Annotated in this window: 21 protein-coding genes; 14 read left to right on the forward strand and 7 right to left on the reverse strand. The window is 71.9% G+C overall.

Annotated features, from left to right (window positions below; translation table 11 throughout):
* Positions 1 to 35 precede the first annotated feature (35 nt).
* Complete coding sequence (locus ACFWI4_RS39360; RefSeq protein WP_387206269.1) at positions 36 to 1,535, reverse strand: oligopeptide:H+ symporter; 1,500 nt, start codon at positions 1,533 to 1,535, stop codon at positions 36 to 38.
* A gap of 525 nt (positions 1,536 to 2,060) precedes the next feature.
* Here ACFWI4_RS39360 and ACFWI4_RS39365 point away from each other — a divergent pair.
* Both ACFWI4_RS39365 and ACFWI4_RS39370 read left to right on the forward strand, forming a co-directional pair.
* Complete coding sequence (locus ACFWI4_RS39365; protein WP_018566970.1) at positions 2,061 to 2,738, forward strand: response regulator transcription factor; 678 nt, start codon at positions 2,061 to 2,063, stop codon at positions 2,736 to 2,738.
* 166 nt (positions 2,739 to 2,904) lie between these two features.
* Entirely contained in the window at positions 2,905 to 4,188 is a 1,284-nt protein-coding gene (locus ACFWI4_RS39370; protein ID WP_387206271.1) for an ATP-binding protein, read from the forward strand.
* 116 nt (positions 4,189 to 4,304) lie between these two features.
* On the opposite strand, the gene ACFWI4_RS39375 is transcribed toward ACFWI4_RS39370, so the two are convergent.
* On the reverse strand, positions 4,305 to 4,850 hold the full coding sequence (locus ACFWI4_RS39375; RefSeq protein ID WP_385399929.1) for a GtrA family protein: 546 nt from the start codon (positions 4,848 to 4,850) through the stop codon (positions 4,305 to 4,307).
* 210 nt (positions 4,851 to 5,060) lie between these two features.
* Here ACFWI4_RS39375 and ACFWI4_RS39380 point away from each other — a divergent pair, with 210 nt between their 5' ends.
* Genes ACFWI4_RS39380 through ACFWI4_RS39390 form a run of 3 tightly spaced genes read left to right on the forward strand, consistent with a single transcriptional unit; the run spans position 5,061 to position 7,941 of the window.
* Positions 5,061 to 6,221 (forward strand): 5-(carboxyamino)imidazole ribonucleotide synthase, encoded by a 1,161-nt coding sequence (locus ACFWI4_RS39380; RefSeq protein WP_387206273.1) that lies wholly within the window; start codon positions 5,061 to 5,063, stop codon positions 6,219 to 6,221.
* On the forward strand, positions 6,218 to 6,742 hold the full coding sequence (gene purE / locus ACFWI4_RS39385) for a 5-(carboxyamino)imidazole ribonucleotide mutase (protein ID WP_339129744.1): 525 nt from the start codon (positions 6,218 to 6,220) through the stop codon (positions 6,740 to 6,742). Before ACFWI4_RS39380 ends, purE begins: the two co-directional genes overlap by 4 nt.
* A 5-nt stretch (positions 6,743 to 6,747) precedes the next feature.
* Complete coding sequence (locus ACFWI4_RS39390) at positions 6,748 to 7,941, forward strand: dipeptidase (RefSeq protein WP_387206275.1); 1,194 nt, start codon at positions 6,748 to 6,750, stop codon at positions 7,939 to 7,941.
* A 36-nt stretch (positions 7,942 to 7,977) separates the two neighbouring features.
* Here the strand turns inward: ACFWI4_RS39390 and ACFWI4_RS39395 are convergent, their stop codons facing one another.
* Positions 7,978 to 8,337, reverse strand: a complete 360-nt coding sequence (locus tag ACFWI4_RS39395) for a VOC family protein (RefSeq protein ID WP_387206277.1) — start codon at positions 8,335 to 8,337, stop codon at positions 7,978 to 7,980.
* A gap of 103 nt (positions 8,338 to 8,440) precedes the next feature.
* Between ACFWI4_RS39395 and ACFWI4_RS39400 the strand changes: the two genes are divergently transcribed.
* A complete protein-coding gene (locus ACFWI4_RS39400; RefSeq protein ID WP_385399941.1) occupies positions 8,441 to 8,998 on the forward strand; it encodes a CGNR zinc finger domain-containing protein in 558 nt (185 codons plus the stop codon).
* 270 nt (positions 8,999 to 9,268) lie between these two features.
* On the opposite strand, the gene ACFWI4_RS39405 is transcribed toward ACFWI4_RS39400, so the two are convergent.
* Positions 9,269 to 10,615, reverse strand: a complete 1,347-nt coding sequence (locus ACFWI4_RS39405) for a UDP-glucose dehydrogenase family protein (RefSeq protein WP_387206279.1) — start codon at positions 10,613 to 10,615, stop codon at positions 9,269 to 9,271.
* Positions 10,616 to 10,806: 191 nt separating this feature from the next.
* Between ACFWI4_RS39405 and ACFWI4_RS39410 the strand changes: the two genes are divergently transcribed.
* On the forward strand, positions 10,807 to 11,964 hold the full coding sequence (locus ACFWI4_RS39410; protein WP_385399947.1) for an acyl-CoA dehydrogenase: 1,158 nt from the start codon (positions 10,807 to 10,809) through the stop codon (positions 11,962 to 11,964).
* 66 nt (positions 11,965 to 12,030) lie between these two features.
* Here the strand turns inward: ACFWI4_RS39410 and ACFWI4_RS39415 are convergent, their stop codons facing one another.
* Positions 12,031 to 12,741 carry a tellurium resistance protein gene (locus ACFWI4_RS39415; RefSeq protein ID WP_387206281.1) on the reverse strand — a complete coding sequence of 237 codons (711 nt, stop codon included), beginning with the start codon at positions 12,739 to 12,741 and terminating at the stop codon, positions 12,031 to 12,033.
* A gap of 217 nt (positions 12,742 to 12,958) precedes the next feature.
* Between ACFWI4_RS39415 and ACFWI4_RS39420 the strand changes: the two genes are divergently transcribed.
* From ACFWI4_RS39420 to ACFWI4_RS39440, 5 genes are read left to right on the forward strand one after another with little or no spacing between them, the layout of a single operon-like run.
* Positions 12,959 to 14,401 carry a methyl-accepting chemotaxis protein gene (locus ACFWI4_RS39420; protein ID WP_387206283.1) on the forward strand — a complete coding sequence of 481 codons (1,443 nt, stop codon included), beginning with the start codon at positions 12,959 to 12,961 and terminating at the stop codon, positions 14,399 to 14,401.
* Positions 14,398 to 14,877 carry a hypothetical protein gene (locus ACFWI4_RS39425; protein ID WP_387206285.1) on the forward strand — a complete coding sequence of 160 codons (480 nt, stop codon included), beginning with the start codon at positions 14,398 to 14,400 and terminating at the stop codon, positions 14,875 to 14,877. The genes ACFWI4_RS39420 and ACFWI4_RS39425 overlap by 4 nt, the downstream gene beginning before the upstream one ends.
* A 17-nt stretch (positions 14,878 to 14,894) precedes the next feature.
* A complete protein-coding gene (locus ACFWI4_RS39430; RefSeq protein WP_385399958.1) occupies positions 14,895 to 15,560 on the forward strand; it encodes a VWA domain-containing protein in 666 nt (221 codons plus the stop codon).
* Between the two features lie 22 nt (positions 15,561 to 15,582).
* Positions 15,583 to 17,010, forward strand: coding sequence for a protein phosphatase 2C domain-containing protein (locus ACFWI4_RS39435; protein ID WP_387206287.1), 1,428 nt, complete (start codon positions 15,583 to 15,585; stop codon positions 17,008 to 17,010).
* The gene (locus tag ACFWI4_RS39440; protein WP_387206289.1) at positions 17,007 to 17,963 is read left to right on the forward strand and encodes a hypothetical protein; all 957 of its coding nucleotides are present in this window, start codon (positions 17,007 to 17,009) and stop codon (positions 17,961 to 17,963) included. The genes ACFWI4_RS39435 and ACFWI4_RS39440 overlap by 4 nt, the downstream gene beginning before the upstream one ends.
* A 111-nt stretch (positions 17,964 to 18,074) precedes the next feature.
* Here ACFWI4_RS39440 and ACFWI4_RS39445 read toward each other — a convergent pair whose 3' ends face one another.
* Positions 18,075 to 19,376, reverse strand: coding sequence for an LCP family protein (locus ACFWI4_RS39445; protein WP_387206291.1), 1,302 nt, complete (start codon positions 19,374 to 19,376; stop codon positions 18,075 to 18,077).
* A 118-nt stretch (positions 19,377 to 19,494) separates the two neighbouring features.
* On the opposite strand from ACFWI4_RS39445, the gene ACFWI4_RS39450 reads away from it, so the two are divergent.
* Positions 19,495 to 20,043: an acyl-CoA thioesterase gene (locus ACFWI4_RS39450; protein WP_387206293.1), complete on the forward strand. Its 549-nt coding sequence runs from the start codon at positions 19,495 to 19,497 to the stop codon at positions 20,041 to 20,043.
* A gap of 69 nt (positions 20,044 to 20,112) precedes the next feature.
* Here ACFWI4_RS39450 and ACFWI4_RS39455 read toward each other — a convergent pair whose 3' ends face one another.
* Positions 20,113 to 21,615: an LCP family protein gene (locus ACFWI4_RS39455; protein WP_387206295.1), complete on the reverse strand. Its 1,503-nt coding sequence runs from the start codon at positions 21,613 to 21,615 to the stop codon at positions 20,113 to 20,115.
* Positions 21,616 to 21,789: 174 nt separating this feature from the next.
* On the opposite strand from ACFWI4_RS39455, the gene ACFWI4_RS39460 reads away from it, so the two are divergent.
* Positions 21,790 to 22,821, forward strand: coding sequence for a glycosyltransferase family 2 protein (locus tag ACFWI4_RS39460; protein ID WP_387206297.1), 1,032 nt, complete (start codon positions 21,790 to 21,792; stop codon positions 22,819 to 22,821).
* The last annotated feature ends 136 nt before the right edge of the window (positions 22,822 to 22,957 follow it).

Genomic DNA, 22,957 nt, shown 5'->3' on the forward strand with positions numbered 1-22,957 from the left:
GTGCGACGGCCCTTCGCGGGGTGCCGGAGGGGACGTCAGTGGACGTCGCCCATGAGCGCCTTGACCTTCTTGCGGTACATCCACACCGCGGCACCGGCGATCACGGCGAGCGTGGCCTCCAGAGCGACGATGCCCGTCTTGTTCAGGTCGACGTTGGCGATGGAGAGCAGACCGGTCGTGGCGTCACCGGCGGTGACGGCCAGGAACCAGACACCCATCATCTGGGAGGCGTACTTCGCCGGAGCCATCTTCGTGGTGACGGAGAGGCCGACCGGGGAGAGCGTCAGCTCACCGACGGTCTGCACGAAGTAGATCGCCACCAGCCACATCGCGGCCGCCTTGTGACCGCCCTCGGCGATCGTCAGCGGGGCCAGGAAGAGGAAGAACGAGGCGCCGATCAGGATCAGACCCGAGGCGAACTTCGTCGCCGTGCTCGGCTCCTTGCCGCGCTTGTTCAGCCACAGCCACGCCCAGGCGAAGACCGGGGCCAGCGCCATGATCATGACCGGGTTGACCGACTGGTACCAGGAGACCGGGAACTCCCAGCCGAAGATCGTGTTCTTCGCCGACTCGTCAGCGAAGATCGACATCGTCGAGCCGCCCTGGTCGTAGATCATCCAGAACACGGCCGCGGCGACGAAGAACCAGATGTACGCGGACATCTTCGACTGGTCGGCGCGGTCCAGGGACTTGTCCCGCTTGATGCGCCCGATGACCATGACGGGGATGAGCAGACCGGCGATCGTGATCGGGACCAGCAGCCAGTTCAGCGTGTAGTGGCCCGAGAAGCCGACGATCGCGTAGAAGACGACGGCGACAGCGGCCCACAGCGCGGACTTGCGCAGGGTCGAGGACTTCTCCTCGGCCGTCAGAGGCGTGGGGACCTCGTGCGAGCGGGCGCTGAGGTGACGGCCGCCGAGCAGGTACTGGATGAGACCCAGCGCCATGCCGAGCGCGGCGAGGGCGAAGCCCAGGTGCCAGTTGACGTTCTCGCCGACGGTGCCGATGATCAGCGGCGCGGCGAAGGCACCGAGGTTGATGCCGACGTAGAACAGCGTGAAGCCACCGTCACGGCGCGCGTCGTCCGGGCCGTCGTAGAGGTGGCCCACCATCGTGGAGATGTTGGCCTTCAGCAGACCGGAACCGATCGCCACGAGCCCGAGGCCCGCGTAGAAGGTCTCGGAGGAGGGCAGAGCCAGCGTGAGGTGGCCCAGCATGATGATCACACCCGCGACGGCGACCGTCTTGCGGGGGCCGAGGACACGGTCGGCGAACCAGCCGCCCGGCAGGGCGAGCAGGTACACCAGGGAGAGGTACACCGAGTAGATCGCGGTCGCGGTGGCCGCGCTGAGGTGCAGACCGCCCGGTGCCACCAGGTACAGCGGGAGCAGTGCCTTCATGCCGTAGTAGGAGAAACGCTCCCACATCTCGGTCATGAAGAGGGTGGCCAGTCCGCGGGGGTGGCCGAAGAAGGTCTTCTCGGAGGATCCGGAGATTCCCGGAGTCGCCGAGTCCTTCGTCAGGCTGGACGCCATGGTCGATCCTTGCTGGTCGGGACGCGCTGTTGGGGGGTCCCCTCGCCCAGGTGGAAACCGAGAGCTCGGGGGAATACGCGCCCATGGGGGGCGGCCGGCACCGGCGAGGTTCGGCGTCCCTCCCCACGCCCACGGGGAATCCGCCCCGGAGTACGGGAGCGGTGGACGGCGACCACCGGGATCCACGCCCGTCACGCTTCAGCGCGTTCGGGCCCGGCCACAGGTCATTCCTTCAAGGCTGGCTGACACCAGCCCGCACGCAGAAGAGACCTTCAGCATCTAGTTCCAGCCAAAGGTCCCGAAGCAGTGCATCAGGCGTTCGGTCACCATACGACATCACAATGCCCTATATGGAAGGACTTGAGACATGGATCACAGGCGATCGTGGAACCGCGGACGATCATTCGAAGGTGTTCATCAGGATCTCATCCCGAACCCACAGGTAAGAAACACCCGGACGGAGGGTGTGAACCACGGAGGCGGATCGCTGCCCGGGCGCGCTCCACGGCGGACTACCATCACCCCATGACCCGTGTACTGCTCGCCGAGGACGACGCGTCCATCTCGGAGCCGCTGGCCCGTGCCCTGCGCCGGGAGGGTTACGAGGTCGAAGTCCGCGAGGACGGACCCACCGCGCTCGACGCCGGAATGCAGGGCGGCGTCGACCTGGTCGTCCTGGACCTCGGACTGCCCGGCATGGACGGCCTGGAAGTCGCCCGCAGGCTCCGCGCCGAGGGCCACACCGTGCCCATCCTCATCCTCACCGCGCGCGCCGACGAGGTGGACACCGTCGTCGGTCTCGACGCGGGCGCCGACGACTACGTCACCAAGCCGTTCCGGCTCGCCGAACTCCTCGCCCGGGTACGGGCGCTGCTCCGGCGCGGCGCCGCCGAGCCCCAGCAGCCCCCCGCCACCCACGGCGTGCGCATCGACGTCGAGTCGCACCGCGCCTGGATGGGCGACGAGGAACTCCAGCTCACGGCCAAGGAGTTCGACCTCCTGCGGGTCCTGGTCCGGGACGCGGGCCGTGTCGTCACCCGCGACCAGCTCATGCGCGAGGTCTGGGACACCACATGGTGGTCCTCCACCAAGACCCTCGACATGCACATCTCCTGGCTCCGCAAGAAGCTCGGCGACGACGCGGCGAACCCCCGCTACATCGCGACGGTACGAGGCGTCGGCTTCCGCTTCGAGAAGAGCTGAGCCGCCGGCCCCCGCTCCGCCGGGAGCAGGGGCCGCACGCCACACCCTGGGCGCGACCGGTCCGCAGGGCGGGGGGAAACCCGCGCCCCCGGACCGTCGCCCGGCCCGGGCGGCGCCGGCGAACGTGCACACTGGTCCCGGTACAGCCATCTGCCCGGAGGGCCCCGTGCGTCGCCGTCTGATCCAGTCCACCCTCGCCGTCGTCCTCGTGGTGATCGCCGTCTTCGGGGTCTCCCTCGTCATCGTCGAGACCCGCACGATCAGCAACAGCGCCCAGGAACGCGTGGACTCCGAGGCGCTGCGGCTGGCCAGCATCGTGGACAGCCGCATCCTCGGCGACGAGAACATCACCGCCGAGACGTTCAGGAACCAGGTCACCGACCGGCGCTACGCCGTGATCAGGATCCCGGGCCGCGACCCCATCGAGGCCGGCACCCAGCCCACCGGCGACGTCATCCAGTACACCGCCAAGGGCGAGTCGGGCGAGACCGTCACCGTGCAGGAGCCCCGCTCCTCGGTGACCAAGGAGGTCGGCCGCACCCTCCTGGTCATCGGCGCCGTCGCCCTGCTCGCGATCATCGCCGCGGTCCTGCTCGCCGTGCGCCAGGCCAACCGCCTCGCCTCCCCGCTCACCGACCTCGCCGAGACGGCGGAACGGCTCGGCTCCGGCGACCCCCGCCCCCGCCACAAGCGCTACGGCGTCCCCGAGCTCGACCGGGTCGCCGACGTGCTGGACAGCAGCGCCGAACGCATCGGCCGCATGCTCACCGCCGAGCGCCGCCTCGCCGCCGACGCCTCCCACCAGCTGCGGACCCCGCTGACGGCGCTCTCCATGCGCCTGGAGGAGATCACCCTCACCGACGACCCCGACACGGTCAAGGAGGAGGCGACGATCGCGCTGACCCAGGTGGAGCGCCTCACCGACGTGGTCGAGCGCCTGCTCACCAACGCCCGGGACCCGCGCACCGGCTCCGCCGTCTCCTTCGACCTCGACGAGGTCATCAAGCAGCAGCTGGAGGAATGGCGCCCCGCCTACCGCAGCGCCGGCCGCGCGATCGTCAGTTCGGGCAAGCGCCATCTCCAGGCGGTGGGCACCCCGGGCGCGGTCGCCCAGGTCCTCGCCGCGCTGATCGAGAACTCCCTCATGCACGGCGGCGGCACCGTCGCGCTGCGCACCCGCGTGACCGGCAACCAGGCCGTCATCGAGGTCACCGACGAGGGCCCCGGCGTCCCCACCGACCTCGGCGCCCGCATCTTCGAGCGCACCATCAGCGGCCGCAACTCCACCGGCATCGGGCTCGCCGTCGCCCGCGACCTCGCGGAGGCCGACGGGGGGCGTCTGGAGATGCTCCAGGCGCAGCCGCCCGTCTTCGGCATGTTCCTCTCCCGCACCCCGCTCAAGCGCCCGCCCCGGCTTCCCGAGGACGACGAGGAGCGCACGGTCAGGTAGAGCGCGGGGTCAGGTGGAGCGCAGGGCCGGGCAGAACGCAGGGCCCCACGGCGCACGGCCTGTCACGGCGCACGGCCTGTCACGGCGCACGGCCGGACCGGCCCGCACCGACCGGCTCAGTTCACGCGGGCCCGCGCACGGCTCGTCTGCGGCTCGGGCACCTCGTCCAGGAACGACTCGGCGCTGGCCACCGCCTCCCGGGCCGGCAGCGCCTGGAACACCCAGGTGCGGTACGACCAGAAGCGGAACAGCGTCGCGACCCCGATGCCGAGGAACTTGAAGACGTTGCTCTGGAGCGGGCTGTCCCAGCCGAAGCCGTACGTCGCCACGTACAGCACGCCGTTCTCGATGACCAGGCCCACCACGCTGAACAGCAGGAAGAGCGTCAGCTCCTTGGTGCGCCCGCCCTTGTCACGGTCCCGGTAGGTGAAGTAGCGGAACCCGACGTAGTTGAAGACGATCGACACGACCGTCGCCACGACACTGGCCCGCACGACCTGCAGGCCCGTGAGATGACGTACGAGGTTGAACACCACCAGGTTGACGAGCAGCCCGGCGCCGCCCACCGCGCCGAACTTGGCGACCTCGCGGACGAGCAGGTCGAAACGCTGCCGAACCGCGCTGCGGGGCCCCTCGTGAGGCCCCGATGAAGCACTGCCCATGGTGTCGCCAGCCCCCGTCGGTGGGTCTTGTCGTCTGCCGTGCCGGTGAACGCGCGGTTGATTGCGCCAACCAGCCCATGCTAACCAGCGGCCCCGCACGGTGCCTGTGCATGTGCTCACAGGTAAGAAAAGAGGCGGTCACCGGCAGGGAAAATCGGGGCGTATCACCGCGGAATCCGGCCACCGTGGCGTGGCCGATACTCTTGGAGCGTGACGTTCCCGGTAGTCGGCATGGTCGGCGGCGGTCAGCTCGCTCGTATGACGCACGAGGCTGGCATCCCGCTCGGCATCAGGTTCAAGCTCCTCAGTGACACTCCACAGGATTCCGCGGCGCAGGTCGTCGGCGAAGTCGTCGTCGGCGACTACCGCGACCTCGACACGCTGCGCGACTTCGCGCGCGGCTGCGACGTGATCACCTTCGATCACGAGCACGTCCCGACCGAGCACCTGCGGGCCCTGGAGGCGGACGGCATCCCCGTCCGGCCGGGCCCCGACGCGCTCGTGCACGCCCAGGACAAGGGCGTGATGCGGGCCAAGCTCGACGCGATCGGCGTGCCGTGCCCCCGGCACCGCATCGTGACCGACGTCCAGGACGTGGTCGCGTTCGCCGCGGAGGGCCTCGCCCCGGGAGAGGAGGGCGACGGCTTCCCGGTCATCCTCAAGACCGTCCGCGGCGGCTACGACGGCAAGGGCGTCTGGTTCGTCCGCTCCGCGCAGGAGGCCGCCGACCCGTTCCGCGCCGGCGTCCCCGTCCTCGCCGAGGAGAAGGTCGACTTCGCCCGCGAGCTCGCCGCGAACGTCGTCCGCTCCCCGCACGGCCAGGCCGTCGCGTACCCCGTCGTCGAGTCCCAGCAGGTCGGCGGCGTCTGCGACACCGTGATCGCCCCGGCCCCCGGCATCGCCGAGGAGCTGGCCCTGGAGGCGCAGGAACTGGCGCTGCGCATCGCCAAGGAACTCGGAGTCGTCGGCCACCTCGCCGTCGAGCTCTTCGAGACCCGCGACGGACGCATCCTCGTCAACGAACTCGCCATGCGCCCGCACAACTCGGGCCACTGGACCCAGGACGGCGCGGTCACCTCCCAGTTCGCCAACCACGTCCGCGCGGTCCTCGACCTCCCGCTCGGCGACCCGCGCCCGCGCGCCCGCTGGACCGTCATGGCGAACGTCCTCGGCGGCGACTTCCCCGACATGTACTCCGCGTACCTGCACTGCATGGCCCGCGACCCGCAGCTGAAGATCCACATGTACGGCAAGGACGTGAAGCCCGGCCGTAAGGTCGGCCATGTCAACACCTACGGCGACGACCTGGACGACGTCCTTGAGCGCGCCCGGCACGCAGCCGGCTACCTGAGAGGCACGATCACCGAATGAGCCCCGTTGTAGGCATCGTCATGGGTTCGGACTCCGACTGGCCGGTCATGGAGGCCGCCGCCCAGGCGCTGGACGAGTTCGAGATCCCCTACGAGGTGGACGTCGTCTCCGCCCACCGCATGCCGCACGAGATGATCGCGTACGGCGAGCAGGCCGCGGAGCGCGGGCTCAAGGCGATCATCGCGGGCGCCGGCGGCGCCGCCCACCTGCCGGGGATGCTGGCGTCCGTCACCCCGCTGCCCGTCATCGGCGTGCCCGTCCCGCTCAAGTACCTCGACGGCATGGACTCGCTGCTCTCCATCGTGCAGATGCCCGCCGGCGTGCCCGTGGCCACCGTCTCCGTCGGCGGCGCCCGCAACGCCGGTCTGCTGGCCGCCCGGATGCTCGCCGCCCACGACGAGGAACTCCTCGGCCGGATGCGGGAGTTCCAGCAGGAGCTCAACGACCAGGCCACCGAGAAGGGCAAGCGGCTGCGCGCCAAGGTCGAGGGCGCCACCGGCGGCTTCGGCTTCGGGAAGTGACGCGGATGACCTCGTCCTCCCTGCCCTCGATCGACCGCGCCCGGGCCCTGCTCGACGAGTTCCCGGTCGTCGACGGACACAACGACCTGCCCTGGGCCCTGCGCGAGCAGGTCCGCTACGACCTCGGCGCCCGCGACATCGCCACCGACCAGAGCGCCCACCTGCACACGGACCTGGCCCGGCTGCGCGCCGGCGGGGTCGGCGCCCAGTTCTGGTCGGTGTACGTACGCTCCGATCTGCCCGGCGCCCTCACCGCGACGCTGGAACAGATCGACTGCGTACGGCAGTTGATCGACCGTTACCCGGCGGACCTGCGGGGCGCGCTGACCGCCGCCGACATGGAGGCGGCCCGCGCCGAGGGCCGTATCGCCTCCCTCATGGGAGCCGAGGGCGGTCACTCGATCGACAACTCCCTCGCCGCCCTGCGCGCGCTGTACGCGCTCGGCGTCCGGTACATGACCCTCACCCACAACGACAACATCGCCTGGGCCGACTCGGCGACGGACGTCCCCTCGGTGGGCGGTCTGTCCGCCTTCGGCCGCGAGGTCGTCCGCGAGATGAACCGCGAGGGCATGCTCGTGGACCTCTCGCACGTGGCCGCCACGACGATGCGCGACGCGCTCGACACCTCCGCGGCGCCGGTGATCTTCTCGCACTCCTCGGCCCGCGCCGTGTGCGACCACCCGCGCAACATCCCGGACGACGTCCTGGAGCGGCTGCCCGCCAACGGCGGCGTGGCGATGGTGACGTTCGTGCCGAAGTTCGTCCTCCAGGCGGCCGTCGAGTGGACCACCGCGGCCGACGAGAACATGCGCGCCAACGGCTTCCACCACCTCGACACCACCGCCGAGGCCATGAAGGTCCACCGGGCCTTCGAGGAGGACAACCCGCGCCCGATCGCCACCGTCTCGACGGTCGCCGACCACCTCGACCACATGCGCGAGGTCGCGGGTGTCGACCACCTCGGCATCGGCGGCGACTACGACGGCACGGCGTTCACCCCGGCCGGACTGGACGACGTCTCGGGCTACCCGAACCTGGTCGCCGAACTCCTCGACCGCGGCTGGTCGTCTTCCGACATCGCCAAGCTGACCTGGCAGAACGCCGTGCGCGTGCTGGGCGCCGCCGAGGACGTCTCCCGCGACCTCCGTGCCCGCCGGGCCCCGTCCAACGCGACCCTGGAGCAGCTGGACGGCTGAGGAGCCGGGCGGGACGGCGGGGCACCCGGGGCGCGCTCAGCAGGCGCAGAGGCAGAACGGGTGCCCGGCCGGGTCCGCGTACACCCGGAACGAACGCGACCGGTCCTCCGTGTCCAGCGGGGTCGCGCCGAGTTCCAGCACGCCCTTCTCCGCCACGTCCAGGTCCTCGACCGTCAGGTCCAGATGCAGCTGCTGCGAGCCGTCGGGCGAGGGCCAGCGCGGCGGTACGTACCCGGGCGCGGCCTGGAACGCCAGCTTGCGCCCTCCCGGCAGGTCCAGGTCGATCCAGTCGGTCTCCTCCGTGACGGTGCCGCCCAGCACCCCCGCGTAGAACTCGGCGAGCGCGCGCGGGTCGGGACAGTCCAGGACGACGACGTCGAGTGTGGCGAGAGCCATGACTTCCTCCGTGGGATCTCCGGCATGCCTACGCGTTACCCATAGACCGCTCCTGCGGGTAACGGTTACTGCATGCTCCCGCATTGGAGGTAACGTCGCAACCATGAATGACCGAGCGCCCGCACCCGGCGGTCTCGCCCTGGTCCAGGCGCTGGTGAACACCCTGGACATCGAGTCGGGCGCCGACTCCCTGGACACGCCCGAGGGCCTGGCCCGGTTCGGCCTGACGGCGGACGAGGCGGACGGGGCCCGTGAGCTGCGCGAGTCGCTGCGGGCGGTGTGCCTGGCGCACGCGGGCCATCCGGCGCACACGGGGGTGACCCCGCTCGGGGAGCTCCTCGCCCGCGCGCCCCTGCGGGTGACGCTGGACGAGGACGGAGGCACGGCCCGCCTGGTCCCCGCCGTCGGACCAACCGTGCAGGCTCCGCCGGCTCCCGCGACCGCTCCGGCTCCCCAGGCCCCTCCGGCCCCGCTGGCCTTCCGGGTCGCCGCCGCCATCGCCGAGTCGCTGGTCGAGGGCACCTGGGCGCGGCTGAAGGCCTGCGAGGCGCCGACCTGCCACTGGGCGTACTACGACCGCTCGCCCGCGGGCCGCGGCCGCTGGTGCTCGATGGCGGTGTGCGGGGCCCGCGCCAAGATGCGCCGCTACCGGGCCAGGTAGTCCCCGCCGGGCGGAAGGTCTGCGGGCGACGGCGCCGGACGCCGGACACGGTCCGGCGGTCTCCGGCCGCGGCACAGCGAAGTGGTGCAGAATGCAACCGGCGCCGCTCCGGCCGACTGAGCCTCGGCCGGAGCGGCGTCACCCGTCCCGGCCCCGGCGAGCGCCTGTCGGTGCCCGCGCCAGAGCCGCCGCCGAAAGGGGCTCACGCCGGTCGGCAAGCAAGGGGGCGCCTGCCCCCGGCAAGAGGCTCGTGCCGGCCGATACCGCGGATCAGGCGGTGGGTCGGCCCATCGCCCGGTACGTCCAGCCCGCCCGGCGCCACGCCTCCGGGTCCAGAGCGTTGCGTCCGTCGAGGAGCACCCGGGACGACGCGACCTCTCCCAGCACCGCCGGGTCCAGCTCGCGGAACTCGCGCCACTCCGTCAGGTGCAGGACGACATCGGCGCCCCGCACGGCCTCCACCGCCGAGTCGGCGTACCCGAGCGTCGGGAACAGCCGCTTGGCGTTCGCCATGCCCTTCGGGTCGTAGACGGTGACCTGACCGCCCTGGAGGTGGATCTGCCCGGCCACGTTCAGGGCCGGGGAGTCGCGCACGTCGTCCGAGTCCGGCTTGAAGGTCGCGCCGAGCACCGCGACCCGCTTGCCGAGGAACGAACCGCCGCCGCCGAGCGCGTCGCGGGCCATCTCCACCATCTGCCCGCGGCGCCGCATGTTGATGGAGTCGATCTCGCGCAGGAACGTCAGCGCCTGGTCGGCGCCCAGCTCACCCGCGCGCGCCATGAAGGCACGGATGTCCTTGGGCAGACAGCCGCCGCCGAAGCCGATCCCGGCCCGCAGGAACTTCTTCCCGATCCGCTCGTCGTGTCCTATGGCCTCGGCCAGCATGGCGACATCGCCGCCCGCGGCCTCGCAGACCTCCGCCATCGCGTTGATGAAGGAGATCTTGGTGGCGAGGAAGGAGTTCGCGGACGTCTTCACCAGCTCGGCGGTCGGGAAGTCGGTCACGACGAACGGCGTGCCCTCGGCGACCGGCGTCAGATAGACCTCGCGCAGCAGCTTCTCGGAGCGCTCGCTGCGCACGCCGACCACGATCCGGTCGGGGTGCAGGGTGTCGTTCACCGCGAAGCCCTCGCGCAGGAACTCCGGGTTCCAGGCCAGCTCGGCGTCCGCGCCCGCGGGCGACAGCTCGGCGAGCCGGGCGGCCAGCCGCTCCGCCGAGCCGACCGGCACGGTGGACTTGCCGACGACCAGGGCGGGGCCGTGCAGATGGGGCGCCAGCGCCTCGAAGGCCGCGTCGACGTAGGACATGTCGCAGGCGTACTCGCCGTGCTTCTGCGGTGTGTTCACACAGACGAAGTGGACGTCTCCGAAGGCGCCGACCTCGGCCCAGTCCATGGTGAAACGGAGCCGGCCGGTCGAGCCCTCGATCCCGGCCACGTGCTTGCGCAGCAGCTCCTCGAGACCGGGCTCGAACATCGGGACCTCGCCCCGCTGGAGCATCTCGATCTTCTCCGGCACCACGTCGAGCCCGAGGACCTCGAAGCCGAGCTCGGCCATGGCCGCGGCGTGGGTGGCGCCGAGGTAGCCGGTGCCGATCACGGTGATCTTGAGGGCCATGGGTGCTCCTGAGGTGTGCGGCGCGTAGGTGCGCGCCTGAGCATAGTCGGGGCTTCGGGGAGCGCTTTCACGGGCAGTTTTCCCCCTGTCGCCAAGCTCACGTATCCGTTCGCGCGGGCGGGACTCTAAAATTGTGTTACTTAACGGTAGTTAGCGCCGCCAGCACAGCACCTTTTGGAGCGTGAGAGACCTTGGCCGGATCGGCTGATTTCGACCTGTACCGCCCGTCCGAGGAGCACGACATGCTCCGGGACGCGATCCGCTCGCTGGCCGAGGCGAAAATCGCGCCGTACGCCGCAGCGGTGGACGAGGAAGCCCGCTTCCCGCAGGAGGCGCTGGACGCCCTGGTCGCGAACGACCTGCACGCCGTGCACGTCCCCGAGGAGTACGGCGGCGCCGGTGCCGACGCCCTCGCGACGGTCATCGTGATCGAGGAGGTGGCCCGCGTCTGCGTGTCCTCCTCGCTGATCCCCGCCGTGAACAAGCTGGGCTCGCTCCCGGTGATCCTCTCCGGGTCCGAGGACCTGAAGAAGAAGTACCTGGGCCCGCTCGCCAAGGGCGACGGCATGTTCTCGTACTGCCTCTCCGAGCCGGACGCCGGTTCGGACGCGGCCGGCATGAAGACGCGCGCCGTCCGCGACGGCGACTTCTGGGTGCTGAACGGCGTGAAGCGCTGGATCACCAACGCGGGCGTCTCCGAGTACTACACGGTCATGGCGGTGACCGACCCGACGAAGCGTTCCAAGGGCATCAGCGCGTTCGTCGTCGAGAAGTCCGACGAGGGCGTGTCCTTCGGCGCCCCGGAGAAGAAGCTCGGCATCAAGGGCAGCCCGACCCGCGAGGTCTACCTCGACAACGTCCGCATCCCCGCCGACCGCATGATCGGCGAGGAGGGCACCGGCTTCGCGACCGCCATGAAGACCCTGGACCACACCCGCATCACCATCGCGGCCCAGGCCCTCGGTGTCGCCCAGGGCGCCCTCGACTACGCCAAGGGCTACGTCCAGGAGCGCAAGCAGTTCGGCAAGGCGATCGCGGACTTCCAGGGCATCCAGTTCATGCTCGCCGACATGGCCATGAAGATCGAGGCCGCCCGCCAGCTCACGTACGCGGCCGCCGCCAAGTCGGAGCGCGGCGACAAGGACCTCACGTTCCAGGGCGCCGCCGCCAAGTGCTTCGCCTCGGACGTCGCCATGGAGGTCACCACGGACGCCGTCCAGCTCCTCGGCGGCTACGGCTACACCCGCGACTACCCGGTCGAGCGCATGATGCGCGACGCGAAGATCACCCAGATTTACGAAGGAACGAACCAGGTCCAGCGCATCGTCATGGCGAGGAACCTGCCGTAGTACGCCGTCTGCCGGCAGCGGAGGCGAGAGGCGCCCGGTGCGCCTCTCGCCTCTCGCGTTTCCGGGTCAGTCCTTCCGGGCCCGGACCCAGGTGAGGCAGAAGCCGTAGGCGGTGTCCATCTGTTCCTGGACCGAGTGGCGCGGAGTGCCGGTGAACCAGCGGACCTCGCGGGTGACCGTGAGGCCGCCCTCCCCGGGCGCGGCCAGCGCGACGGCGCAGCCCGTCGCTCCCGCGGGGGAGTCGTCGAGGGCGATCCGGAAGCCGCCGGAAGGGGCCGTCACGGTGGCCGTGGCGCCCAGGGTCCGGAAATCCACGGCGCCGCTGTACACGTAGACGTGGAAGAGCAGCCGCCGGAAGAGCTCGCGCCGCTCCAGGTCCACCCGGACCGTCTCCCCGTCCGAGGACGCCCCCGTGCGGTCGTCCTGGTCGAGTTCCATGTACGGCCACTCCGTCAGCGAGCCGAAGCTGTTCCCCAGTGGCTGTACGGCCGCGCGGCTGCCGTCGTGGAACGCGGCCATGCAGCCGAGGTCGAGGTCGGCGCCGGTCCCCGGCGGGCGGTTGAGATTCACCCGGAGGACTCCGCGCCCCGTGACACGGGCCCGCGGCGCCGACCTGGTCAGCAGCGTCTCGGCGCGCGCGGAGGGAAGGCGCGGCTCCTCGCGGGCCGGAGGAACCGGCGGGGCGGACGGGGCGGCGCGCCGCGCGCCCGTCCCGGGCCGGGTGTCGGGCGCGGGACGCAGCCGGATGGTCGCCCGTGGACGGTCGTCGTTGCTCAACGGTTCCCCCTCGCACCGCCGTCGGGAAGTGGCGGGTGTCGCGAGTTTATGCGCGCAGCGTGGTCGCTGGAGTACTCTCTGTGCCCTCGGTCGCGCGTCTGGTGCGTGTGAACCGGCGGGGGCAGGGCGGCAGTTCGACGGGTGGGGATCCAGGGTCGCCCCGACACGCCTCCGCGTCCGTCGTGTTGTGGGGGTGGGCATGCCGTCAGGCGCCCTGATGGACCGTCGTGTGATCGCGCAGAGCATCGAGGAGCTCGCCGGGCGGCAGGAGCTCGGAAGCCGGAAGGAAGAGCTGGCCGCGCTCGCGGCCGCCCTGCGGAACCAGGATCCCGCCGGTCTCGACCCCTGGTCCGAGCTCGATCTCCTCACCGCGTACGCCCGACCCGAGAGCCTGCGCGCGAACGGCGCCCGGGACGGCGAGCACCCGGTGTGGTCCTACGCCGAAGGGGTGCTGGGCGCGCTGGTCTTCGTGCCGCTGATGCTCACCTGGTACGGGCTGACGCGGGCGTCGAGCGCGTACGGGGCGCTGACCGGCGCGGACCCGGGGGCCGCCTCCCGGCCCTTCCTCCAGCTGTGGCAGTCGGGGTTCGAGGGGCATCTGACCGGCGCGTTCACCTTCGGCCACGTGGCGATGAGCGCCACCGTCGCCATCGCGCTGCTCTTCGCGCTGGTGCTGACGCACGGCCTGCGGCGGTCCGCCGTCGCCCGCCGGGAGGAGGCCGCCGAGCGTGGCTCCGAGGAGCTGATGGCGGCGCTCGTCCCGGCGCTGACCCGCGCCCAGCTCGTCCTGAACGGGCAGCGGTCGAGTTCCCCGCAGCGCTTCGCGGCCGAGCTCACCGAGGCCGCGGCGACGCTCAGGCGGCTGGGCGACAAGGCCGTCCGGGTCCAGAAGGATCTGACGTCGGCGGCCTCGGCCGTGGGGGAGGCGGTGCAGGGCGCCGAACGCGCGCTCACCGGGGTCGACGCCTCGGTGAAGCCGCTGGAGGCCGCGGTGGGCCGGGTCGAGGCCGCCGTCAGCGACGGCGGGGACCGGGTCCGCAAGGCCCTCGACGAGGTCCGCGACGCGAGCGGCGAGGTGCGGCTCGCCGTACGGGGTGCCGGTGACCGCGTCGAGGACTCCGTCACGGTGCTGGCCGCGTCCCAGCGGGCCTACGCCACCGGTATCGAGGTGTCCTCGGACGTCTCGGCCCAACTCCTGGGCCGGTTCGGCGAGGTGGCGGAGGACACGGCCCGCGCGGTCGAGGAGTCCCAGCACGCCGTACGCGAACTGAACGCCCAGAGCGCCGCGTTGAGGTCCGTCGCCGAGGAATTCGCCCGGCTCGTAGCCGAGTTGCGCACGCCCGTCCGGGCGGACACCGGCCCGACGGGTCAGGCGGGTCAGGCGGGCCGGACGGACCTGACAGGGACGGCGGGCGGCCGTACCCGCGGCCACAGCCGGTCCGCCGACGCGGGCCACGCGCCCTCGACCGACGCGGGCCACGCCCCCGCGGACCGCCCCGGCGCTCCCGCCGACGGGTTCGGCACGGGCGTGGAGCGGACGGACGGCCCCACGGACCACTTCGGCGCCCCTGCCGACCGGCCCGTTCCTCCCCGGGACGGTTCCGGTCCGCGGCGTGAGCCCCCGCCGCTGCCTCCCGCGTCGCTGACCGAGGCCCGATGAAGCCCGGCCGGAGGTTCCAGCCGCTGCACATGGCCGGCTGGCTGTTCGCGGACATGCTGCTCGTCCTCGCCCTGGTGGCGATGGGGGACCAGGGCGACCCGCAGGCCGCCGACCAGCGCCCCGGCGCCTCGTCCTCCGCCTCGGCCGCCGCGAAGAGGTCCCGGCACACCGGCCCCAGGGCGGTGGTCCGGACCCCGGTGAAGGTGGCCGTCGACGCGCCCTCCGGCGACGACGCCGGCATCGTGCGCGCCCTGCGCGGCGCGACCGCGCGCTACCGGGGCCGGCAGGCCGCCTTCGTGCTGACCTTCGGACGCCACACGGACCCGGGCGCCGGGGGCGCGTACGCCCACGAGGTCAACTCCCTGCTGGAGAAGGCCCGTCCGGACATGTTCCGGGCCGCCACCACCCGCGACTTCTGGAAAGGCGGAGCCTCCTCGGGCCACGCCGACATCGAGATCTACTTCTACACGTACTGACCCGGAGGTACGAGACCTTGCAGATCCTGCCCTTCTACCTGCTCTGCGACGAGTCCGGGTCGATGATCGGCGAGCCGATCGACGCCATCAACGGCGCGCTGCCCGACCTGCACCACGAGATCAGCACCAACCCGACCGTCGCCGACAAGACCCGTTTCTGTCTGATCGGCTTCTCCGACACGGCCACCGTGCTCCAGCCGCTCGTCGACCTCAGCGACATCGACTCCGTCCCCGCGCTCGCGGCCGGCGGGCTCACCTCGTACGGCGACGCGTTCCGCACCCTGCTGCGCTGCGTCGAGGCCGACGTGGCCGGGCTGAAGGCGGAGGGCCACGAGGTGTACCGGCCCGTGGTCTTCTTCCTGTCCGACGGCATCCCGACGGACCCGGACTGGGACCAGGCGTACAAGGAGGTCACCCAGTCGCGGTTCTGCCCGAAGATCATCGCCTTCGGCATCGGCGAGGCGCAGGAGTCGACGATCGCCCGGGTCGCGAACTTCCGGGCGTTCATGCAGAAGGACTCCTCGGTGTCGCCTGCGCAGGCGCTGCGCGAGTTCGCCTCCAGCCTGACCCGGTCGATCGTGCGGTCGGCCGGGAGCATCGGCGCGGACGGCGGCAACGGGTTCACGCTCGCCGTGGACGACACCGTGCCCGGGTTCTCCATCGTCTCTCTCGACAAGCTGTGAGGTCGCGCCGATGGAGAACGACATGAGCGCCGCCGGACCGTCCCGCACGAGCCCGCACCGCCAGGAGCCGTACGGGCCCGAACCGCACGGCCCGGATCCGTACGGACCCGAACTGCGCGAGCCGGACGCGCGGCGGCCGGAGGCCGGACAGCCGGACGCGAGACACCCCGAGCCGATGACCCCGGACGCACGGCACCCCGACGCACCGCACCGGGACGCACGGCACCCCGACACACCGCACCGGGACGCGAGACACCCTGACACCCCACACCGCGACATGAGACACCCCGAAGCGCGACGCCTCGACGCGCGGCACCCCGAAGCCTTCCGGCACGACCTGCGGAGAGCCGAGCCCCGCTGGCCGGACGCCCGCGAGCCCGACCCGCTGGACGCGACCTGGCAGAGCGTCGACCAGTTCTTCAACGACCAGCCCGAACCCCTCGCGCCGGTCACCGCCACCGATCCGCCGTCCCCCGCCCCGTACGAGCCGGCGGCCCCGTCGCCTCCGCCGTTCCCCCGGCCCGCCGCGCGGATCGGGGCGCTCCCGGTGCTCGGGGACCCGTACCACTCGGGGCCCAAGCCCCCGCTGTACGCCCCTGAACCCCGGGAGCTCCCCTCGGTCAGGGACGACCCGACCGCGGCGCTGACGCCCGACATGGTGGTGGACGGAGCCGGGTACGGCGCCCTGACGGTCCGGGCGGCCTCGGTGCGCGGCGACTCGCACCGCTACCAGGGCGAGCCGCGCCAGGACTCCCTGGCCGTGGTGCGCCTCGGTCCGGCGGGTCCGGACGGGCTGCTGCTCCTCGCCGTGGCGGACGGCGTGGGATCGGCCGCCCGCTCGCACATCGGCTCCCAGGAGGCCTGCCGGCTCGCCGCCATGGAGCTGGACGGCGTGGCCGCGGAACTCTCCGGGACCCTGCGCTCGGGCGACCGTACGGGCTTCGCCGCACTGGTGGACACCGCCGTGGGCCGGGTGGCGACCCTGCTCGCGCACCGCGCCCGCGAACACGGCGACGACCCCGCCGCGTACGCCACCACCCTGCGCGCCCTGCTCGTACCGCTCGATCCCCGCGTCCGCACCCGCGGCTTCCTGGCCGTCGGCGACGGCGGCACGGCGCTGCTGCGCGCCGGGGAGTGGAACCTGTCGCTCACGGACCCCGAGCACGACGGCGACGGAATGATCGACACCCGTACCGCCGCCCTGCCGCACGGCCACCGGGCCCGTGCCCTGCTCCTCGGCCCGGCCCTGCCGGGCGACGTCCTCGTGCTGTGCACGGACGGCCTGTCCACGCCGCTCGCCGGGGAGGCCGGGATGCGGGACTTCCTGGCGTCCGGATGGGGGCGGGGAGCCGCGCCCGCGCCGGCCGACTTCCTGTGGCAGCTGCAGTACCGGGTGAAGTCCTACGACGACGACCGCACCGCCGTCGTCCTGTGGGAGGCCGTGCCGTGAGCGCCGACGACGGCGCCGATGTGACGCTCGGCTCGCTCGCCCTCGGCACCCGGGTCGGCGACGGCGGCCAGGGCGAGGTGTACGACGTCGCCGGTCCCGGCCGGCTGCTGTACAAGAGCTACCGCGAGCCGGGGAAGGCCGACGGCGGGGAACTGGCGGCGCTCGTGGCCCTGCGCCAGGGGCTCGCGCCGGCCGACCGGGAGTGGCTGGACCGGGAGACGGCGTGGCCGCTGTGCCGGGTCGTGGACGGAGGCAGGGCGACCGGGTTCCTGATGCGCAGGGCGCCGGACTCTATGACCTGGCGGACCTCGCGCGGCGAGGCCCGGCTGACCGACCTGTCCTATCTGCTCCGGCCGCCGAGGGCGGCCTGGCAGGGCGTCGCCCAGCCGTCGCCCGCCGAGCGGTTCGCGCTGGTCGTCGCCGTCCTCGGGCTCCTCCAGCGGCTGCACACGCTCGGTCTCGTGGTCGGCGACGTGTCCCACGCGAACGTGCTGTGGAGCGTCAGGCCCGCGCCCGCCCCGTACCTCCTGGACTGCGACGGGGTGCGCATGGCCGGGCGGCCCCCGGTCCTGGAGCAGGCGGACACCCCCGACTGGCACGACCCGCTGGCCGCCGCCGGCAGCGCCACCGTGGACAGCGACCGCTACAAGGCGGCCCTGGTGGTGGGCCGGGTCGTGAGCCAGGACGCCTACGTGACGCCCGGCACGCCCCTGCGGCCGCTGTCCGGCGTGCTCGACGACCGGCGGGCCGACGCCGTGCGGGCCCTGTGGGAGGAGGCCTCGGGCCCCCGCGGCACCCGTCCGCACCTGGGCCAGTGGTGCACCGCACTGGCGGGCCGGGACACCATCCGCCTCATGGCCGCGGAACCCGCGCCCAGGCCCGTGGTCGACCGCTCGACTCTGGACGGTCCCCGCACCCGGGGCCGCATCACCCTGCGCACCACACGCAACTGACCCACCGCCGCCGCGTGGGGCGGCAACGGTGGGTCAGTGGGCCGGCGGCCCGGGGCGAAGCCCGGGCGGGCCGCCGGCGACGGCGTGCGGAGGCGGACTCGCCGCCTCGGGTCAGTTGCCCGACACCGTGACCGGCTCGTCGTTCTTGAGCTCGTTCACCAGCGTCTTCATCTTGGCCTTGTCCCAGACGAGGTTGCCGCCGACGGAACCGGAGATCGGCATGTTCATGGACTTGCCGTCGCCGCCGGTGACGCCCTTCATGGCCCAGAACATGTCGGCCAGGTCCCACAGGCTCATGTCCTTGTCGACGATCAGCGAGTCGAGGCCGGCGCCCATCGTCGGGTAGAGCTTGAACGGGTTCAGGACCGTTCCGGGGGTCGCGACCTGGTGGGCCAGGGCGGACAGGAACTTCTGCTGGTTCTTGGTGCGCTGCAGGTCCGAGGCGGCGAAGGCGTGCCGGGTCCGGACGAAGGCGAGGGCCTGCTCGCCGTTCAGCGTCTGCTTGCCCGCCTTGAAGTCGGCGCCCGAGTACTTGTCCTTGAAGCCCTGGTCGAGGGTCATGTCGACACCGCCGACCGCGTCGACGATGCCGGCGAACCCGGCGAAGCCGATCTCCACGTAGTGGTCGATGTGCAGACCGGTGTTGTACTCGATGGTCCTGACCAGCAGCGTGGGGCCGTCGTACGCGTACGCGGCGTTCAGCTTGTTCTGGCCCAGCGGGCCCTTGATCTTGCCGGACTCGGAACCCTGGAACTTCGGGATCGTGACGTTCGAGTCGCGCGGCAGCGACAGCAGCGTGGAGCCGTTGCTGCCGGTGTGCAGGATCATCATCGAGTCCGTGCGCTTGCCCTCGGCGGAGCCGGTGTGCAGCTTCTTCTTGTCCGCGGCGGTCAGACCGGCGCGGCTGTCGGAACCGACGATCAGATAGTTCGTGCCCGAGCCGGTCTCCGGCCGGTCTATGACCTTGGAGAGATCGACGTCACGGTGGAGCTTGGAATCCGCCCAGAAGTACGTGCCGACGGAGACCACGACCAGCACGGTGACCAGCGTGATCGCGGTCCACTTGATCCGCTTCCGCCAGTTCGGCGCGGGGCGCCGCGGGTAGGCGCCGTCGCCGGGGCCCTGCGGGCCGCCGGGGCCGCCGGGGCTCCCGTACACCTGGCCGGTGTTGTAACCGGAGTCATAGCCGTTGTCGTAGCCCTGGCCCTCGTCGTAGCCCTGGCCGTCGACGTACGACGGCTGGCGGGGCACTCCGGCGCCGTACGGCGGCGCGCCCTGGCCCGGACCGGGCGCGGACGGGCCGCGGCGGACCTGTCGCATGACACGGGCGTTCTCAGGCTGTGCGCCTGCGCTGCCGCGTCCGTAGCGGTTGCTGCGGTTGTCGTCGGACCGCCCGTCGGGCCATTCATTCATGCGGACCAGTGTGCCGCCCTCCACCAGGCGACTTACAAGAGAGCCGGGAGATCTGGGTCACGCCTGTTGCAGAGCTGATGCAAAGAGACCGTCGCCCGCGCGGCATAAGGTGGAGGACATGACAGACCAGGCCTCCAACCCGGAAAACGACATCCCGGGCAAGCCGACATCGGCGTCCCGCACCACCCTCAGTCACATCATGACCCACAACGACACGAACCTTCTGGGCTCGGTGCACGGTGGCGTGATCATGAAGCTCGTCGACGACGCGGCGGGCGCGGTGGCCGGGCGGCACTCGGGCGGGCCCGCCGTCACCGCCTCGATGGACGAGATGGCGTTCCTCGAACCCGTCCGCGTGGGCGACCTGGTCCATGTGAAGGCGCAGGTCAACTGGACCGGGCGGACCTCGATGGAGGTCGGCGTACGGGTTCTGGCCGAGCGCTGGAACGAGTCCACCCCGCCGCAGCAGGTCGGTTCGGCCTATCTCGTCTTCGCCGCCGTGGACGCCGACGGCAAGCCCCGCCGGGTGCCGCCGGTCGTCACCGAGACCGAGCGGGACGAGCGCCGCTTCCAGGAGGCGCAGATCCGCCGCACCCACCGGCTGGCCCGCCGCCGGGCGATCATGGAACTGCGCGAGAAGCGAGCGGCGGAGGGCCTGGACGACTGAGGCCCGGGGCCCCTGAGCCGCCTGCGGCCACCCGGAACCGCCCGCGGCCGCCCGGAGCCGGGGGCGTGGTCAGGAGCACACCACCTGGTCTCCCGTCACCACGCCAGGATCGGCCGGGGCGGGATCCTCGGCACGCACCCGGGTGACCTGCTTGTAGTCGGCGCCGGCGATCACCTTCAGGAGCGGGCCCTGTCCGGGGACCGCGCGCAGCTCGGCACCGGGGAGCGCGGCCGCGAGGGACTGCGCGGAGCGGTCCCAGCGGGGGTCGTAGCTGACGACGGTGCGCCGGACTCCGGTGTCGGGGGCCGTCGTGGGCCGGCCCGTGGTGCGGAACCCGGTGGCGGCGAGCGCGCCGTCGACCTTCTGGCCGAGCCCGGCCGTGGCGGTCCCGTTCTCGATCTGGACCCGGATCTGCTGGGGGGCCACCGCGACCTGGACGGTGTGGGCCCGCGGGGCCCGCGGGGCGTGGGGAGCCGCGAGCGGCTTGTCGTCGCGCAGCGCCGCGAACAGCTTCCGCGCCTTGGGCTCGTCCCACTTCAGGGTCGAGCCGATCCCCTTGACGACGTAGGCCATCTGTCCGATCGGCACGGTGGTGAACTCGGACGAGGACGGGGAGAAGTTGCGCATGGCCCGCCCCAGGTCCAGCAGCTCGTCCGTGCCGAACCCCCGGTCGGCGCGCACCGAGCCCAGTACCGCCCGCGTCACGTCCCGGAACTTCATCGGGTTCAGCAGCACCCCGGAGGACGTGGCCCGGGAGACGAGCGCCGCGAGGAACCGCTGCTGGCGCTTCATCCGGCCGAGGTCGGAGGAGCCGTCGGTGTGCCGGGACCGTACGTACTGGAGCGCCTGCCCGCCGCCCAGCAGATGCGATCCGGCCGCCAGGTCGAGGCCGGTGTACCGGTCCTTCAGCGGCTGCGCGGTGCAGATCCTGACACCGCCGAGGACGTCGACCGTCTTCATGAAGCTGGTGAAGTCGACCTCCAAATAGTGGTCGATCTTCACATGGGTCATGTTCTCCACGGTCCGCACGGTCAGTGTGGGGCCGCCCTCCGCGTACGCGGCGTTCAGCTTGAGGGGGTGGGGGCCGTGTCGCTGTCCGGTGACCTCGTCGGTGTGCGCGGGCGCCTCGGCGTAGGAGTCGCGCGGCAGGCTGACGATGCTGGCCCGGTCCCGGTCCGCCGAGATGTGCACGATCATGACCGTGTCGGTGCAGTGGCAGGGCGCGCCGCCGAGCCGGTACTTCCGCCGCTCCGCCTCGGTGATCTTCTCCCGTCCGTCCGTGCCGACCAGCAGCAGGTTCATGCCGTGCCCGGCCTCGGGCCGGTTCTTCATGTCCTTGAACGGGTCGACCCGGGCGATGCCCGCGTCCAGGCTGCTGAGCACCGCGTGCCCGATGCCCGCCGAGGCCAGGACCACCACGGAGACGGTGGTCAGCGCCCGTACGGCCCAGCGCGGCCGCCTGCGCCGTACGGGGCGTACGGGGCGTCCGCCGGAGCGCCCGGCGGGCCGCCGCGCGGGGGACGGCCGCTGGGGGCGCTGAGGGCGGACGGGGGAGCGGGGCGGCGTGGGCAAGGGAACACCTCCACTGGGCGGGACGGGGGAGGGAAGCGTTCCGCGGGCCGGACGGAGCCGCGTCCCGCGGGGCGTGGGGATCCGTGAGCACGGTAGGCCGATACGATCTGCGGCCCGGTCCTTACGCCGGGCGGCGCGCGACCGTGTCCCCCGTTCGCGGTAACGTGAGCGCCGATGAGCGAGAAGTCTGACGTGCGGTCCCCCGCCGTATCCGTGATCATGCCCGTCCTCAACGAGGAGCGGCATCTGCGTGGCGCCGTCCAGGCGATCCTGGCGCAGGAGTACGACGGCGAGATGGAGGTCGTGATCGCCATCGGTCCCTCCACGGACCGGACGGAGGAGATCGCGGCCGAACTCGTCCGTGAGGACCCGAGGGTCCACACGGTGCCGAACCCGACCGGCCGTACGCCCGCGGCGCTGAACGCCGCGATCAAGGCGTCCCGGCACCCCGTCGTCGTGCGCGTCGACGGGCACGGCATGCTCTCCCCGAACTACATCGCCACCGCCGTACGGCTCCTGGGGGAGACCGGCGCGCAGAACGTCGGCGGCATCATGCACGCCGAGGGCGAGAACGACTGGGAGCACGCCGTCGCCGCCGCCATGACGTCGAAGATCGGCGTGGGCAACGCGGCCTTCCACACGGGCGGCGAGGCCGGACCGGCCGACACCGTGTACCTCGGGGTGTTCCGGCGCGAGGCGCTGGAGCAGCAGGGCGGGTACAACGAGGAGTTCATCCGCGCCCAGGACTGGGAGCTGAACTTCCGCATCCGTGAGGCCGGCGGGCTCATCTGGTTCTCGCCCGAGCTGAGGGTGTCCTACCGGCCGCGGCCGTCCGTCAGGGCGCTCGCCAAGCAGTACAAGGACTACGGCCGCTGGCGGCACGTCGTCGCCCGCTATCACGAGGGTTCCATCAACCTGCGCTACCTCGCCCCGCCGGCCGCCGTCTGCGCGATCGCGGCGGGCGTGGTCGTCGGCGCGGCGCTGACGCCCTGGGGTCTGGTCGTCCCGGCCGGCTATCTCGCGGCGATCGGGCTCGGCTCGCTCCCCGCGGGCAAGGGCCTGCCGGTGAAGGCCCGGCTCCAGATCCCGGTGGCCCTCGCGACGATGCACATGTCGTGGGGCTGGGGCTTCCTGACCAGCCCGAAGGCACTGGCCCGCAAGGTCATCGCCTCGCGTCGGCCCGCGGTGCTCAGCGGCGCCAACTGATCCTGTCCGTACACGAGTCGGGCCCCACACCCACCCCGGCGGGGGCCCACACCCTTAAGCCGGAGGGCAGTTAGAACACAACCTGTCTGTCTGATATAAACAAAAGAAGCAGGCCACGACCATAAAAATGTATATA

The sequence above is a fragment of the Streptomyces sp. NPDC127038 genome (genome assembly GCF_042725875.1).
Classification (GTDB): Bacteria; Actinomycetota; Actinomycetes; order Streptomycetales; family Streptomycetaceae; genus Streptomyces.